Raw genomic sequence first — 15,859 nt, 5'->3', positions numbered from 1 at the left:
TCCTCAATTCTTCGCGGCGACGGAGGTATCCGTCGCGGTCGGGATCGGCTGCCACGCAACGGCCAGGCCGTTGGCGTAGCGCAGGTCGATCCGCGCAATTTTCTCGCTTTCCTGCTCCAGCGCCTGTTGGTAGATGGCGGTGAAACGACGCATTTTCTCGACGACCTGGTCCCGCCCCAGCAGCAGTTCGATGCCTTGGTTGGTGGTCAGGAACCAGCTCCCCCGTTCACGCAGCTCCAGGCGGGCGATGGAGAATCCCAGCGGGCGCAGCATCTGGCTGAGCATCTGGTATTGCTGCATGACCCGTTGTTGGGCCCGCTTCGGACCATACAAGTGCGGCAAGTGTTCATAACGGCTCAGGTCATCCGGCGCAAAAGCCTGGCCTTTGTTGTTGAGCAACGCTTCGCCCCCCCCAGCGGGCAATCGGCAATTGCTCGTCCAGGCGCACCAGCACCTCGTCCGGCCAGACGCGGCGGACTTCGACGTGGGCGATCCATGGCATTTCTTCGAGTTGGTGCCGCAGGCCGTTCAGATCAACCTTGAAGAAGCTCTGCTCGACGAAAGGCGCGATGCGCTGCTGCACCGCCTCGCGGCTGACATAGCCCAGCTCGCCCTGCACGCTGACCTTGGCGATCGGCCGGTCGGCATAGGGCAGCAGGCGCTGGCCGAGTTCGTACAGGCCAACCACCAGCCCGACCAGCAGCACCGGCCAGACGACGCGCTTGAGCCCGGCCAGACTCGGCTTGGGCAGGCGCGCCGAGAACGGCTGCGGTTTCACCAGGCGACTCGCACCACGCGGCACCGGCTTGCGCGAGGCGCGGCCGCTTGCGGGTTGCGAATGGCGCAGCGTGGCGATCATGGCTCAGTTCCCCGCCTCGAGACTGTCATCGAGAATGCTCAGCACCAGCTGCTGGAAATCCAGGCCGGCGGCGCGCGCGGCCATCGGCACCAGGCTGTGGTCGGTCATGCCCGGCACGGTGTTCACCTCCAGCAGCCAGAAGTTGCCCGCGGCATCCTGCATCACGTCGACCCGGCCCCAGCCACGGATGCCGACCGCCTCGCAGGCCCGCGCGGAGAGCTGCTTCAACTCCTGCTCCCTGGCCGCATCGAGACCACAAGGGATGCGGTACTGGGTATCGGAGGCCAGGTACTTGGCGTCGTAGTCGTAGAAGCTGTGCGGCGTGCCCAGGCCGATCGGCGGCAGCACCTGGCCGCGCAGCACGGCGATGGTGAACTCGGGGCCCTGGATCCATTGCTCGACCAGCACCTGCGAGTCGTAGGTGCTGGCCGCGCGCCAGGCGGCGACCAGCTCGGCGACGCCCTCGACCTTGGCCATGCCGATGCTCGAGCCTTCGTGGGCCGGCTTGACGATCAGCGGGAAGCCCAGCGCTTCGGCGGCGGCCTGGCAATCCTGCTCGCTGGCCAGCACCGCATGTTGCGGCGTCGGCAGGCCGAGGCTCTGCCAGACCTGCTTGGTGCGCAGCTTGTCCATGGCCAGGGCCGAGGCGAGGATGCCGCTGCCGGTGTAGGGAATGCCGGCGCACTCCAGCAGGCCCTGCATGCTGCCATCCTCGCCGCCGCGGCCGTGCAGGACGATGAAGGCGCGGTCGATCTTCTCGCTGCCCAGGCGCTGCAGCAGGTCGTCGCCGACATCGATGCCGAAGGCGTCGACACCCGCCGCCTGCAGCGCGGCCAGCACCGCTGCGCCCGACTTCAGGGAGACCTCGCGCTCGGCGCTCTTGCCGCCGAAGAGCACGGCGACGCGGCCGAAGGCCTTGGGATCGCGGGTCGAATGCAGGGCTGTCATTTGCTTTTCCTCGCGGCGCTCGCGGCACCGCCGAACAGGGGACTCTTGAGCAGTTGCGGGGCCACCCCGCCGATATCGCCGGCGCCCTGGCAGAGCAGGATGTCGCCGGCGCGCAGCAGCGGCTTGACCAGCGGCGCGAGGTCGACGCCACGCTCGACGTAGATCGGGTCGAGCTGGCCGCGCTGGCGGATGCTGTGGCACAGCTGGCGGCTGTCGGCACCGGGAATCGGCTCCTCGCCGGCCGGGTAGACTTCCATCAGCAGCAGCACGTTGGATTCGCCGAGAACCTGGACGAAGTCGTCGTACAGGTCGCGGGTGCGGCTGTAGCGATGCGGCTGGTAGACCATCACCAGCCGACGCTCCGGCCAGCCGCCGCGCACCGCCTTGATCACCGCCGCGACTTCGCGCGGATGGTGGCCGTAGTCGTCGACCAGCATCACGCTGCCGCCTTCGACCGGCAGTTCGCCGTAGACCTGGAAGCGCCGGCCGACACCGGCGAACTCCGCCAGCCCCTGGACGATGGCCTCGTCGTCGATGCCTTCGTCGGTGGCGATGGCGATGGTCGCCAGCGCATTGAGCACGTTGTGGTTGCCGGGCATGTTCACCGACACCTCCAGCGGCTCGCAGCCATCGCGCAGCACGGTGAAGTAGGTGCGCATGCCGTGCTGGCGGATGTTGATGGCGCGCACGTCGGCATCCTCGCTGACGCCATAGGTGGTCGTCGGCCGGCCGATCTGCGGAATGATCTCGCGCACCACCGGATCGTCGACGCAGAGCACCGCCAGGCCATAGAATGGCAGGTTGTGCAGGAACTCGACGAAGGTCTTCTTCAGCTTGCCGAAATCGCCGCCGTAGGTGCTCATGTGGTCGGCATCGATATTGGTGACCACCGCGACCATCGGCTGCAGGTGCAGGAAGCTGGCGTCGCTCTCGTCGGCCTCGGCGATCAGGTAGCGGCTGCTGCCCAGCTGCGCGTTGGTACCGGCGGCGGTCAGGCGGCCGCCGATGACGAAGGTCGGGTCCAGCCCGCCGGCGGCGAACACCGAGGCCAGCAGGCTGGTGGTGGTGGTCTTGCCATGGGTACCGGCGACGGCGATGCCGTGGCGGTAACGCATCAGCTCGGCGAGCATCTCGGCACGCGGCACCACCGGAATCCGCTGTTCCAGCGCCAGCGCGATCTCCGGGTTGGCGGCGTTGATCGCACTGGATACCACCAGCACGTCGGCTCCGGCGACGTTGCCGGCCTGATGGCCGATGAAGATCTGCGCGCCGAAGCTCTGCAGCCGCTCGGTGCTGGCCGACTCCTTGAGATCGGAACCGGACACCTCATAGCCGAGGTTGAGCAGCACCTCGGCGATACCGCACATGCCGACCCCGCCGATCCCGACGAAGTGGATGCGGCGGATGCGCCGCATGCGGCGGACTTCGGCTTTTACCGCGGCAGGAGACTTAGCCATGGGCCACCTCCAGGCAGATATCGACCACGCTGCGGGTGGCGTCGGGCCGGGCCAGCCGGCGCGCGGTGGCCCCCATGGCCTTGAGTTTTTCCGGCTGCATCATTACCTCGGTCAGCTGCGCGGCGAGCGTGGCCGCGTCAGTCTTGGCTTGCGGCAGAAGGACGGCGGCGCCCTCCTTCGCCAGATATTCGGCATTGCGGGTCTGGTGATCGTCGATCGCGTGCGGCAGCGGCACCAGGAACGACGGCAGCCCGGCGGCGGCCAGCTCGCAGACGGTCAGCGCCCCGGCGCGGCAGATCACCAGGTCGGCCCAGGCGTAGGCCCGCGCCATGTCCTTGATGAACGGCGCGACCTCGGCGGCCACGCCGGCCTCGGCGTAGCGCTGCGTGGTGATCTCGGCGTGCTGCTTGCCGGCCTGGTGGAACACCTCGGGACGCAGCTCGACGGGCAGCTGTGCCAACGCCGCGGGCAACAGCTTGTTCAGCGGCTCGGCGCCGAGGCTGCCACCCAGTACCAGCAGGCGCGGCCGGCGACCGTCCAGGGCATCGCGCGGCGTTTCCAGGAACAGTTCCTCGCGCACCGGGTTGCCGGTGGTGCGGCGCTTGTCGCTCGCCGCGAAGGTGTCCGGGAAGGCTTCGCAGACACGCCGCGACAGCGGCGCGAGGCTGCGATTGGCGGTTCCGGCCACGGCGTTCTGCTCGTGGATCACCAGCGGCACGCCAGCCAGTTTCGCCGCCAGCCCGCCCGGACCGGTGACGTAGCCGCCCAGGCCGAGCACACACACCGGGCGCAGCTCACGGATGATGCGGCGCGCCTGGAACAGCGAGCGAATCAGCTGCAGCGGCGCCTTGAGCAACGACACCAGGCCCTTGCCGCGCAGCCCGCTGACCTGGATCAGGTGCAGCGGCAGCCCGGCGGCCGGCACCAGCTCGTTCTCGATGCCGCGCGGCGTCCCCAGCCAGTGCACCGCGTAGCCGCGCGCCTGGAATTCGCGCGCGCAGGCCAGCGCTGGGAATACGTGGCCACCGGTACCGCCGGCATGATCAGGACATTAGCGGCCATGAGCGACCTCCTTGGCCGAGGGCTCGGCAAAGTCGGACTCGTCGAACTCGGCATCCTCGCTGCCCAGCACGGTGCGGCTTTCCCACTCGATGCGCAGCAGCAGGGCCATGCTCGCGCAGGTCACCACCAGCGAGCTGCCGCCATAGCTGAGGAACGGCAGGGTCAAGCCCTTGGTCGGCAGCAGGCCGACATTCACCCCGACGTTGATCAGGAACTGCCCCAGCCAGAGGGACGCCAGACCCCAGGCGACATAAGCGGCGAAGAACTGCCGGGCCTTCTCCGCCCAAAGGCCGATGTAGAGGCACGCACGCCGACGAAGGCAAACAGGGCGATGGTCGCCAGCGCGCCGACCATGCCCAGCTCCTCGGCGAGCACCGAAAAGACGAAGTCGGTATGCGCCTCGGGCAGGTAGAACTGCTTCTGCACGCTGTTGCCCAAGCCGACGCCGAACCATTCGCCGCGACCGAAGGCGATCAGCGCCTGGGTCAGCTGGTAGCCGGCGCCATACTGGTCGGCCCAGGGATCGGTGAAGGTGATCAGGCGCTGCAGGCGATATTCCTGGGTCTGTACCAGGATCACCACCGCACCGACCGCGGCCACCACCAGCAGGCTGAAGCGGATCATGCCCACGCCACCGAGGAACAGCATCGCCACCGCGGCGCCCATCATCACCACCGTAGCGCCGAAGTCGGGCTCCAGCAGCAGCAGGAAGGCCATCGGCAGCAGCACCAGGAACGGCTTGGCGAAGCCCCACAGGCTTTCGCGCACTTCCTCCTGGCGGCGCACCAGGTAGCCGGCCAGATAGATCACCACGAACACCTTGGCCAGCTCGGACGGCTGCAGGTTGAAGGCGCCGAAACCGATCCAGCGCATCGAACCGTTGACTTCGCGGCCGATGCCCGGCAGCAGCACCAGGATCAGCAAGCCGAAAGCCGCCAGCAGCAGCATCCAGTCGAGCCGCTGCCAGGCCGACAGCGGAATCAGCAGCATCATGGCCGCGGCACCGAGGCCCAGCGCCACGTAAACCAGGTGCCGGATCATGTGATACAGCGCATTGCCGGAGCTCACCGCGGCGACCTCGGAGGACGCCGAGGTGATCATCACCAGGCCCAGGCCGAGCAGCGCCAGGCAGCCGGCCAGCATCGGGAAGTCCAGGTCCAGACCACGGCGGCCGAACAGCGGCGAAGGGGCATGGCGCAGGAAGGCAAGCATCAGTCGAGCGCCTCCACCGCAGCGGCGAACAGACGGCCGCGCTCTTCGAAGTTCTTGAACATGTCCAGGCTGGCGCAGGCCGGCGACAGCAGCACCGCGTCGCCCGCCTCGGCGCAGGCGGCGGCACGCTGCACCGCCTCGTCCAGGGTCGCCACGCGCAGCAGCGTGGTGGCGCCGGCGAGCGCCTGCTCCAGGCGTTCAGCATCGCGGCCGAGCAGCACCACGGCACGGCAGAAGCGCGCGACGGGCGCGTGCAGGCCGGAGAAGTCGGCCCCCTTGCCGTCACCGCCGGCGATCAGCACCAGCTTGCCGTCGATATCGGCACCCAGCCCCTCGATGGCTGCTAGTGCGGCACCGACGTTGGTAGCCTTGGAGTCGTCGTAATAATTGACCTCGCCGCGCTGGCCGACCCACTGGCAGCGATGCGGCAGGCCGGCGAAGTGGCGCAGGGTCTCCAGCATCGGCTCGAACGGCAGCCCCACCGCATGCCCCAGCGCCAACGCGGCCAGCGCGTTGGACTGGTTGTGCGCGCCACGCATCTTCAGTTCACGCACCGGCATCAGCGCCTCGAACTGGAACGCCAGGTACTTCTCGCCGTTCTCCTCGAACAGACCGAAACCCTTGAAGTCGGGCTTGCCCAGGCCGAAGGACCAGGTCGGCACATCCTCGCCGATCAGCGGCCGGCTGAGGCGGTCGTCACGATTGATCACCGCCTGGCGTGCACCGCGGAAGATCCGGTGCTTGGCCTGGTGGTAGGCCGGCAGGCCGCTGTAGCGGTCCATGTGGTCTTCGCTGATGTTCAGGCAGGTCGCCACCTCGGCGTCGAGCCGCTCGGTGGTTTCCAGCTGGAAGCTGGACAGTTCCAGCACATAGAGCTCGACGTCGTCGGCCAGCAGGTCCAGCGCCGGGGTACCGAGGTTGCCGCCGACCGCCACCTTGCGCCCGGCCGCCTGGGCCATCTCGCCGACCAGGGTGGTAACGGTGCTCTTGGCATTGGAGCCGGTGATCGCGATGATCGGCGCCTTGGCTTCACGGGCGAACAGCTCGATATCGCCGGACAGCTTGACGCCGCGCGCCGCCGCTTCCTGAAGAGCCGGCGTGCTGACCGCCAGTCCCGGGCTCACCAGCAGCTCGCCGGCACGGCAGAGGAACTCGACGTCCAGCTCGCCACAACGCACCTCGATGCCCGGGTACTGCGCCTGGAGAGTGGCCAGCTCCGGCGGGTTCGCGCGGGTGTCGACGACCGCGAACGGCAGGCCGCGGCGCGCCAGATGGCGAACCACGGACATGCCGCTCTTGCCGAGGCCGACGACGATGCGGAACTGGTCGGAAGCGATGAGCACTCTGGTTACCTCAGTTTCAGGGTGGCGAGGCCGACGAGCACGAGGATCACCGTGATGATCCAGAAGCGCACGATTACCCGAGGTTCGGGCCAGCCCTTGAGTTCGAAATGGTGGTGGATCGGCGCCATGCGGAACACGCGCTTGCCGGTCAGCTTGAACGAGGCGACCTGGATCATCACCGACAGCGTTTCCATCACGAACACGCCGCCCATGATGAACAGCACCACCTCCTGGCGGACGATCACCGCGATGGTGCCCAGCGCCGCGCCCAGCGCCAGCGCGCCGACGTCGCCCATGAAGACCTGCGCCGGATAGGTGTTGAACCAGAGAAAGCCGAGACCGGCGCCGATCAACGCGCCGCAGAACACGATCAGTTCGCCCGCACCCGGGATGTAGGGGATCAGCAGGTATTCGGCGAAGTTCATGTTGCCGGACAGGTAGCAGAAGATGCCCAGGCCGCCGCCGACCATCACCGTCGGCATGATCGCCAGGCCGTCGAGGCCGTCGGTGAGGTTGACCGCGTTGCTCGAGCCGACGATGACGAAGTAGGTCAGCACCACGAAGCCGATCCCCAGCGGGATCTCGATGTTCTTCAGCAGCGGCAGGATCAGCGTGGTCTCCACTGGCGCCTGCGCGGTCATATAAAGGAAGACCGCCGCGCCGAGGCCGAACACCGACTGCCAGAAATACTTCCAGCGACTCGGCAGGCCGCGGGAGTTCTTCTCGATCACCTTGCGGTAGTCGTCGACCCAGCCGATCGCGCCGAACAGCAGGGTCACGGCCAGTACCACCCAGACATAGCGGTTGGACAGGTCGGCCCAGAGCAGGGTGCTGATGCCGATGGCGCTGAGGATCAGCGCGCCGCCCATGGTCGGCGTGCCGGATTTCGACAGGTGCGACTGTGGCCCGTCGGTGCGCACCGCCTGGCCGATCTGGCGCAGCTGCAGGGTGCGGATCAGCCACGGGCCCATCCACAGCGAAAGCACCAGGGCGGTGAGCACGCCGAGAATTCCACGCAGGGACAGGTACTGGAAGACCGCGAAGCCCTTGTGGAACTGTTGCAGATACTCGGCGATCAGCAGCAGCATCAGTGTTTCTCCATGGTTGGCCCGGCAAGCGCATCGACGACCTTGTCCATCGCCGCGCTGCGTGAGCCCTTGATCAGAATGGTGGTGGCGCTGCCCTGTTCGGCACGCAGGGTTTCGATCAGGCTGTGCTGGTCGGCGAAGTGCCGGGCACCGGCGCCGAAGGCCGTGACCGCATGCGCCATCAGCGGCCCGACCGCATAGAGCGCGTCGACCTTGCCGGCGGCATAGGCCCCTACCTCGCGGTGCCCTTGCTCCGCCCACTCGCCGAGCTCGCCCATGTCGCCGAGCACGAGGACAGTGCGACCGGCGAAACCGGCCAGCACATCCACCGCGGCACATATGGACGCCGGATTGGCGTTGTAGCTGTCGTCGATCAGCCGCACGCCGTTGGCCAGCATCTGTGCCACACCGCGGCCCTTGACCGGCTGCAGGCTTTCCAGGCCCGCGACGATGGCCTCGCACGGCACACCCAGGGCATGCGCGGCGGAGGCGGCGGCCAGGGCATTGGCGACGTTATGCCGCCCCAGCAGATTCAACTGCACACGGGCCGTCCCGCAGGGACCGGTGAGCACGAAATTCGGACAGCCGCGCCGGTCATAGGCGATCGAGCGGGATAGAAGTCGGCCAGCGGGCTTTCCAGGCCGAAGCTGACGATACGTTTGCCCCCAACCCGTTCGGCCCAGATCGGATACGCCTTGTCGTCGCGATTGAGCACGGCGATACCGGCCGCGCCCAGCCCGTCGAGAATCTCGCCCTTGGCTTCGACGATCTTCTGCGGACCGCCGAATTCACCGACGTGGGCGGTGCCGGCATTGGTAATCAGGCTGACATCCGGACGCACCAGACTCACCGTGTAGGTAATCTCGCCGGGACGCGAGGCGCCCAGTTCGATGACGGCGCTACGGTGCTGCGGGCCGAGTTCCAGCAGGGTCAGAGGCGCGCCCAGGTCGTTGTTCAGGTTGCCACGGGTAGCCAGTACCGCATCCTGGCCATGGGCCGCGCGCAGGATGCTGGCCAGCAGCTCCTTGACGCTGGTCTTGCCGCTGGAGCCGGTAATCGCGGCTACCGGTCCGTTGAAGCCGGCGCGATTCAAGGCGCCCAGCCGGCCCAGCGCCAGCCGGGTATCGGCCACCACCAGCTGCGGCAGCGGCGCATTGGCGATTTCGCGCTCGACCAGCGCTGCGACGGCGCCGCGCGCGGCAACGTCCGCCAGGTAGGCATGGCCGTCGAAGCGCGGACCGGTCAGGGCGATGAACAACTGGCCCGGCTGGATCGCGCGGCTGTCGGTACACACTGCGGTGAAGCTGGCGTCGGCATCGACCAGGCGGCCGTCCAACGGCTCCTGCAGGCGACTCAGGCTCATGGCTTCAAGCATCGGGCGCCTCCCAGGTGGCCAGGGCCGTGCTGGCCTCTTCCAGATCGGAGAACGGCTGCCGTTCGCCGCGAATTTCCTGATAGTCCTCGTGGCCCTTGCCCGCCAGCAGCACCACATCCTCCGCCCGGCTGGCGGCGATAAGCGAGGCGATTGCCTGGCCGCGGCCGTGCAGGAAGGTGACGTGCTCGGGATGGGCGAAGCCCGTGCGGATGTCCGCGAGAATCTGCTCGGGCGCCTCGTTGCGCGGGTTGTCGTCGGTGACCAGCACCTCGTCGGCCAGCCGTTCGGCCACTTCGGCCATCAGTGGGCGCTTGCCGCGATCGCGATCGCCGCCGCAACCGAACAGGCAAAGCAGCTTGCCGCGCGCGTGTGGGCGCAGGGCGCTGAGCACCTTTTCCAGAGCGTCCGGGGTGTGCGCGTAATCGACCACCACCAGCGGCCGCTCGCCGCCGCCGAGGCGCTGCATGCGCCCAGCCGGGCCTTCGAGTTCGGGCAACACCGCGAGGATTTCGTCCAGCGGGTAGTCCATACCGAGCAGCGCACCAACCGCCGCCAGCACGTTGCTGACGTTGAAACGCCCCAGCAACGGACTGCGCAGCGAGCGTTCACCCTGTGGCGTGATCAACCGGGCATGGATGCCGTCGTCGTCCAGCCGGGCGTCGGCGCAGTAGAGATAAGCGGACGGGTCTTCCAGGCTGTAGCCGATCAAGCGGGACTCGGCGGCTTCGCCGGCGAGCGCACGACCGAAGCCGTCATCCAGGTTGACCACCCGGCAACTCAGCCCCGGCACGTCGAACAGGCGCGCCTTGGCCGCACCGTAGGCTTCCATGCTGCCGTGGTAGTCCAGGTGGTCGCGGGACAGGTTGGTGAACACCGCCACGTCGAACTCCAGCGCGGCGACGCGCCCCTGCTCCAGGCCATGCGAGGAAACCTCCATCGCCACAGCCCGCGCGCCCTGCTGCTTCAGGCTGGCCAGGGTCGCCTGCACGCCGATGGCATCCGGCGTGGTGTGCCGGCCCAGCTCCAGTTGCCCATGGAAGCCGGTACCCAGGGTGCCGATGATTCCGCAGGGCTCGCCGAGCCGATCCAGCGCCTGGGCGATGAGCTGGCTGACGCTGGTCTTGCCGTTGGTGCCGGTGACGCCGACCAGGCGCAGGCTGCGGCTGGGCTCGCCATAGAAGCGCCCGGCGATGGCGGAGAGCTGTCCGGAAAGCTGGCGCACCGGCAGCATCACCGCCTGCTCCGAAAGCAGCTGGCCCGCGCCTTCGGCCTCGTAGGCCACCGCTGCGGCGCCCCGGGCGATGGCATCGTCGATATGGTCGCGACCGTCCTGCTGCAAGCCCGGCACGGCGAGGAACAGATCGCCGCCGCGCACCTTGCGGCTGTCGAGGGTCAGCTCGCGGATCAGCACGTCGCTGCCGGCCTGCGGCAATAGATGATTCAATGGCATCGGCATCAGCTGCGCCCTCCCTTGCCTTTCGTCGCTTCGGCCGTTTGCAGTTCCGCCGGCGGCGGCAGGTTGTCCGGGGCGACATTCATCAGCCGCAGCGCGCGCGCCATGACCTTGCCGAATACCGGTGCGGCCACCAGGCCACCGTAGTACTGGCCCGTGCTGGGCTCGTCCACCACCACCACGGCGGCGATCCGCGGATTGGACAACGGCGCGACGCCGGCGAAGAAGGAGCGGTAGGCGTCCTTGGTATAACCGCCGGTGCCGGAAATCTTCTTCGCGGTGCCGCTCTTGCCGCCGACGTGATAGCCCGGCACCTTGGCGCGGGCACCGCCACCACCGTCCTCTTCGACGACGGCCCGCAGCATCTGCAGCACGGTACCGGCGATCTGCTTGTCGATGACCTGCACGCCGTCCTGGGTGCGGTCCAGGCGCAGCAGCGACAGCGGCACGTTGACCCCGGCATTGCCCAGCACCGCATAGGCATGCGCCAGTTGCACCGCCGTCACCGAGAGACCGTAGCCGTAGGCCAGCGATGCGGTTTCGGCATCGCGCCACTTGCGATGGTTGGGCAGGTTGCCGACGCGCTCGCCGGGGAAACCGAGCCCGGTATCCTGGCCGAAACCGGCCTGCTGCATCACCGCGTAGACCGGCTCGGCACCGATATCCAGGGCAATCTTGCTGATGCCGACGTTGCTCGACTTCATCAGGATGCCGGTCAGCGACAGCATGCCTCCGCGCGAGACGTCGCGGATGGTGTAGCGGCCGATACGCATCCAGCCCGGCAGGTATTGACGACCGAATCCGGCTGATACTTGCCGGTGCCCAGCGCCGCGGCGATGCTGAACGGCTTGACCGTCGATCCCGGCTCGAACACGTCGATCATGGCCCGGTTGCGCATGGCGGCCGGCTGCAGGTTGCGGCGATTGTTGGGGTTGTAGGTCGGCTGGTTGGCCATGGCGAGGATCTCGCCGGTCTTCACGTCGATCATCACCAGGCTCGCCGCCTTGGCGCCGTATTCCTGCACCACGTTGCGCAACTCGCTGTGGGCCAGATACTGCAGGCGCAGGTCGATCGACAGCGCCATGGCCTTGCCGGCCTTGGCGTTCTTCACTACTTGCACATCCTTGATCAGGCGGCCACGGCGATCCTTGAGCACCTGGCGCTTGCCGGGAACGCCGGCGAGCCATTCGTCATAGGCCAACTCCATGCCTTCGCGGCCACGGTCGTCGATGTCGGTGAACCCCACCACATGGGCTGCCACCTCGCCGGCCGGATAGAAGCGGCGGAATTCCTCCTGGGCGTAGACGCCGGGAATCTTCAGGTCGAGCACGCTCTGCCCCTGCTCCGGGGTCAGGCCGCGCACCAGATAGATGAATTCGCGCGAGGCCTGCTGTTGCAGGCGCTCGGTCAAGGCAGCGGCGTCCTGGCCAAGTGCCTTGGCCAGTTCCGGCCAGCGCGCACGTGCGGCCTGCAGTTCCCGCGGGTTGCCCCACAGCGTGGTGACCGGGGTGCTCACGGCGAGCGGCTCGCCATTGCGGTCGGTGATCAGGCCACGGTGCGCGGGAATCGGAATATGGCGAACGCTGCGGGCATCGCCCTGCTCCTTGAGGAAGCCCTGGTTCATGACCTGCAGGTCGACGATGCGCCAGGCGATCGTCCCCACGAGCAACGCCAGCAGCGCCAGCACGATGCGAAAGCGCCAGGGATAGAGCGCGCCCTGGATCTTCATGGCTTCACCAACCGCACATCAGCGGCCGCCGGGATGTGCATGCGCAGCTGCTCGCTCGCGAGAATCTCGATGCGGCTGTGGGCGGTCCAGGTGCTCTGCTCGAGGATCAGCCGGCCCCATTCGGCCTGAGCCTTGTCGCGCACGCTCAGCTCGCCGTAGAGCTCGTTGAGCAACTGGCGGTTCCAGTGCGCGCTGTAGGCCACGGCGATCGCCGACAACAGGACGCCGGCGAACAGCACCAGCATCAGCAGGCTGCCGCTGGGCATGGAACGCAGCATCCGGCTCACCGCACTTTCTCCGCCACACGCATGACGGCGCTGCGCGAACGCGGGTTGGCCCGGACCTCCGCCTCGGAGGCGTATTGCGGCTTGCCGATCAGTTTCAAGCGGGGCTCGAAGGCCTTGGGGATGATCGGCAGGTCGCGCGGTAGCTTGTCTGCCTCGCCCTTGGCATGCCGCCGCATGAATTGCTTGACGATACGGTCCTCCAGCGAATGGAAGCTGATGACCACCAGCCGCCCGCCGACTTCGAGCGCCTCCAGCGCGGCGTCTAGGCCCTTTTCCAGATCGCCGAGTTCGTTGTTGACGTGGATGCGCAGCCCCTGGAAGGCACGGGTCGCGGGGTTCTTGCCCTTTTCCCAGGCCGGATTGGCGTCGGTCAGCACCTTGGCCAGGTCCGCGGTGCGCTCGAAGGATTTTCCGCGCGGCGCTGCACCACGGCACGCGCCATGCGCTTGGCGAAGCGCTCCTCGCCATACTCCTTGAACACCCGGGCAATCTCGTCTTCGCCGGCCTGGGCGATCCACTCCGCCGCGCTGACGCCCCGGCTGGGGTCCATGCGCATGTCCAGCGGGCCGTCGCTGAGAAAGCTGAAACCGCGCTCGGGGTCATCCAGCTGCGGCGAGGAAACCCCCAGGTCGAGCAGAACACCGCTCAGCGTCCCGGTCCAGCCACGCTGCGCCACTTCCTCGCCGAGCTCGGCAAAGCTTCTCTGCACAACGACAAAGCGGCCGTCCTCGGCCGCCAGTGCTTGCCCCGTAGCGATGGCTAAGGGATCCTTGTCGAATCCTAGCAAATGGCCATCAGGCCCGAGCTGCTCCAACAGTAGCCGGCTGTGCCCGCCGCGGCCGAAGGTGCCATCCAGATAGCGACCGTCCGGACGCACGGCCAGCGCCGCGACGGCTTCGTCGAGCAACACGGTGATATGTCGCAGGCTGCTGATCTGGCTCACAGGATAAGGTCACGTAGTTCTTCCGGCAGACCGCCGGGTTGCTTGATGGCCGCCAGGTCCGCGTCGGATATCGCGTTCCAGTCGTCCTCGTTCCACAGTTGAAACTTGTTGAGCTGCCCCACCAGCATTGCGCGCTTGTCGAGCCGGGCGTACTCACGCAGGCGCGGCGGCACCAGCACACGGCCGCTTCCGTCCATCTCCAGATCCACCGCATTGCCGATCAGCAGACGCTGCAGACGGCGGGCTTCCTCGCGCAACGAAGGCAGGTCGCGCAACTTGGCTTCGATCAATTCCCACTCGGGCAAGGGATAGATGCACAGGCAACGATCCACGGCATCGATCGTGATGATCAACTGGCCATCGCCACGCGAATTCAGCTCGTCGCGATACCGGCTGGGCATGGCAAGCCGGCCTTTGGCGTCGAGACTGATGGCGTTGGCTCCGCGAAACACGGCTGCGCTTCCCCTGAATTAGCTATCCATGCCCATATTTACCCACTTCATGCCACTTCTTACCACTTATGCGCACTATAGAAACGCACCCGCCCCACCGTCAAGGCGAGCCCGACGGGAAAAAGCCTTACGGAGCGGCAATTTAGCGAGCCCGAGAGGAGGAAACGGCTGAAGAAGACAAAAAGCGGTTACCAGGAGGGAAAAGGCACAAGCACTTACCCAACAAAGTTAATGTGCTTTGTTAAGTGCAAGAATCTTTCGGAATTAAAAACGGGCGAAACGGAAGGAATAAAAGTTGGAGAGTCGATCTGTAAGCCGGGTTCTGTCGAGGACAGCCATTCCTCTACGACAGCCATCGCTGACTGCCTCTAGCAACCTACCCGGACCCAGCGCGGGCCACGCCAGAGGGTCCCTATTTGGTCTTGCTCCAAGTGGGGTTTACCTAGCCACGGACTGTTACCAGCCGTGCGGTGCGCTCTTACCGCACCTTTTCACCCTTACCGGCACCGAAGCGCTTAGGCGGTTGTTTTCTGTGGCACTTTCCGTAGGCTCGCGCCTCCCAGGCGTTACCTGGCACTTTGCCCTATGGAGCCCGGACTTTCCTCCCTCCCTTCTTGCCGGAACAAAAAGAGACAGCGACTGTCCGATCGACTCTCCGCCGACAAGGGTAACGACCCAAGCTGCAAGCTGCAAGCCAGCGGCTCACAACGGCCAAGCTTTTTCTTCCAGCTTCAAGCTTATGGCTTCGCTGCTTTACCCCTGCCTCGCCAATGCCGCCTGGTACAACAGGTTCTTGCGCACCCCGGTGATTTCGGCCGCCAGCGCGGCGGCACGCTTGAGCGGCATCTCCGCCAGCAGCAGATCGAGCACCCGCAGCGCCTCGGCACTCACCGCATCTTCACCTTCCGGAGCCTGCCAGCCGCCGACCACCAGCACGCACTCGCCACGCTGTTGATTGGCGTCGGCCTCGACCCAGGCGCGCAGCTCGCTCAGCGGCATACCCTGCAAGGTCTCGAAGGTCTTGGTCAGCTCACGCCCCAGCACTGCCGCGCGCTCGCCACCGAACACCTCCTGCAGATCACCCAGGCACTCCAGAATGCGATGCGGCGCCTCATAGAATATGAGGGTACGCGGCTCGTCCTTCAGTTGCTCGAGACGCGCGCGACGTCCAGCAGCCTTGGCCGGCAGGAACCCCTCGAAAATGAAACGATCCGACGGCAACCCCGCCGCCGACAATGCCGCAATCAAGGCACAGGCCCCCGGCACCGGCACCACACGGATGCCTGCCGCCCGCGCCTGGCGGACCAAGTGATAGCCGGGATCGGAGATGAGCGGGGTACCGGCATCGGAAATCAGCGCGACATCGTCGCCTGCCAACAGACGCCCGAGGAAGCGCCCACCCTCGTCGCGCTCATTGTGCTCATGGCAGGCAGCCAGAGGCGTCTGGATACCGAAGTGCGCCAGCAGCCGGGAGGAGTGACGAGTGTCCTCCGCGGCGATCAGCGCCACCTCACGCAGCACCCGCAAGGCGCGGGCACTGATGTCCTCCAGGTTGCCGATGGGCGTGGCGACCACATAAAGCGTACCCGCGCCGGAATTCGCAACACCGCTGGCAGTCACAGGGCTTACCTCAATCACGGAAATGCGCATT

Annotated in this window: 8 protein-coding genes, 1 other RNA gene and 6 pseudogenes; all 15 read right to left on the bottom strand. The window is 66.9% G+C overall.

The window, feature by feature from the left end:
* Window positions 1–3: 3 nt before the first annotated feature.
* Window positions 4–859: pseudogene (locus tag BAY1663_RS05920) on the bottom strand (cell division protein FtsQ/DivIB).
* Between the two features lie 3 nt (window positions 860–862).
* A complete protein-coding gene (locus BAY1663_RS05915) occupies window positions 863–1,807 on the bottom strand; it encodes a D-alanine--D-alanine ligase (protein ID WP_037038548.1) in 945 nt (314 codons plus the stop codon).
* On the bottom strand, window positions 1,804–3,264 hold the full coding sequence (gene murC, locus BAY1663_RS05910; RefSeq protein ID WP_051497081.1) for a UDP-N-acetylmuramate--L-alanine ligase: 1,461 nt from the start codon (window positions 3,262–3,264) through the stop codon (window positions 1,804–1,806). The genes BAY1663_RS05915 and murC overlap by 4 nt, the downstream gene beginning before the upstream one ends.
* Window positions 3,257–4,326, bottom strand: a pseudogene (gene murG, locus BAY1663_RS05905) (undecaprenyldiphospho-muramoylpentapeptide beta-N-acetylglucosaminyltransferase). The gene murC and the pseudogene murG overlap by 8 nt, the downstream one beginning before the upstream one ends.
* Window positions 4,316–5,538 (bottom strand): annotated as a pseudogene (gene ftsW / locus BAY1663_RS05900) (putative lipid II flippase FtsW). The pseudogenes murG and ftsW overlap by 11 nt, the downstream one beginning before the upstream one ends.
* Window positions 5,538–6,881, bottom strand: a complete 1,344-nt coding sequence (murD, locus tag BAY1663_RS05895) for a UDP-N-acetylmuramoyl-L-alanine--D-glutamate ligase (protein WP_037038544.1) — start codon at window positions 6,879–6,881, stop codon at window positions 5,538–5,540. The pseudogene ftsW and the gene murD overlap by 1 nt, the downstream one beginning before the upstream one ends.
* A gap of 5 nt (window positions 6,882–6,886) precedes the next feature.
* Window positions 6,887–7,969, bottom strand: a complete 1,083-nt coding sequence (mraY, locus tag BAY1663_RS05890) for a phospho-N-acetylmuramoyl-pentapeptide-transferase (RefSeq protein ID WP_037038543.1) — start codon at window positions 7,967–7,969, stop codon at window positions 6,887–6,889.
* Window positions 7,969–9,344 (bottom strand): annotated as a pseudogene (gene murF / locus BAY1663_RS05885) (UDP-N-acetylmuramoyl-tripeptide--D-alanyl-D-alanine ligase). Before murF ends, mraY begins: the two are co-directional and overlap by 1 nt.
* Window positions 9,337–10,800, bottom strand: a complete 1,464-nt coding sequence (locus BAY1663_RS05880) for a UDP-N-acetylmuramoyl-L-alanyl-D-glutamate--2,6-diaminopimelate ligase (RefSeq protein ID WP_037038540.1) — start codon at window positions 10,798–10,800, stop codon at window positions 9,337–9,339. Before BAY1663_RS05880 ends, murF begins: the two are co-directional and overlap by 8 nt.
* Window positions 10,800–12,526, bottom strand: a pseudogene (locus BAY1663_RS05875) (peptidoglycan D,D-transpeptidase FtsI family protein). The gene BAY1663_RS05880 and the pseudogene BAY1663_RS05875 overlap by 1 nt, the downstream one beginning before the upstream one ends.
* The gene (gene ftsL / locus BAY1663_RS05870) at window positions 12,523–12,804 is read right to left on the bottom strand and encodes a cell division protein FtsL (RefSeq protein ID WP_272888630.1); all 282 of its coding nucleotides are present in this window, start codon (window positions 12,802–12,804) and stop codon (window positions 12,523–12,525) included. The pseudogene BAY1663_RS05875 and the gene ftsL overlap by 4 nt, the downstream one beginning before the upstream one ends.
* 5 nt (window positions 12,805–12,809) lie before the next feature.
* A pseudogene (gene rsmH / locus BAY1663_RS05865) lies at window positions 12,810–13,756 on the bottom strand (16S rRNA (cytosine(1402)-N(4))-methyltransferase RsmH).
* Window positions 13,753–14,208 (bottom strand): division/cell wall cluster transcriptional repressor MraZ, encoded by a 456-nt coding sequence (gene mraZ, locus BAY1663_RS05860; protein WP_037038536.1) that lies wholly within the window; start codon window positions 14,206–14,208, stop codon window positions 13,753–13,755. The pseudogene rsmH and the gene mraZ overlap by 4 nt, the downstream one beginning before the upstream one ends.
* Window positions 14,209–14,503: 295 nt before the next feature.
* Window positions 14,504–14,863, bottom strand: an RNA gene (gene rnpB / locus BAY1663_RS22935) — RNase P RNA component class A.
* 98 nt (window positions 14,864–14,961) lie between these two features.
* Complete coding sequence (gene rsmI / locus BAY1663_RS05855) at window positions 14,962–15,858, bottom strand: 16S rRNA (cytidine(1402)-2'-O)-methyltransferase (RefSeq protein ID WP_164838430.1); 897 nt, start codon at window positions 15,856–15,858, stop codon at window positions 14,962–14,964.
* Window position 15,859: the final 1 nt, after the last annotated feature.

It is taken from the genome of Pseudomonas sp. BAY1663, from assembly GCF_000582595.1.
GTDB classification, from domain to species: Bacteria; Pseudomonadota; Gammaproteobacteria; order Pseudomonadales; family Pseudomonadaceae; genus Stutzerimonas; species Stutzerimonas stutzeri_AF.
Note: the sequence above shows the minus strand (reverse complement) of the source record. Positions and strands in the feature narration are given on the sequence as shown.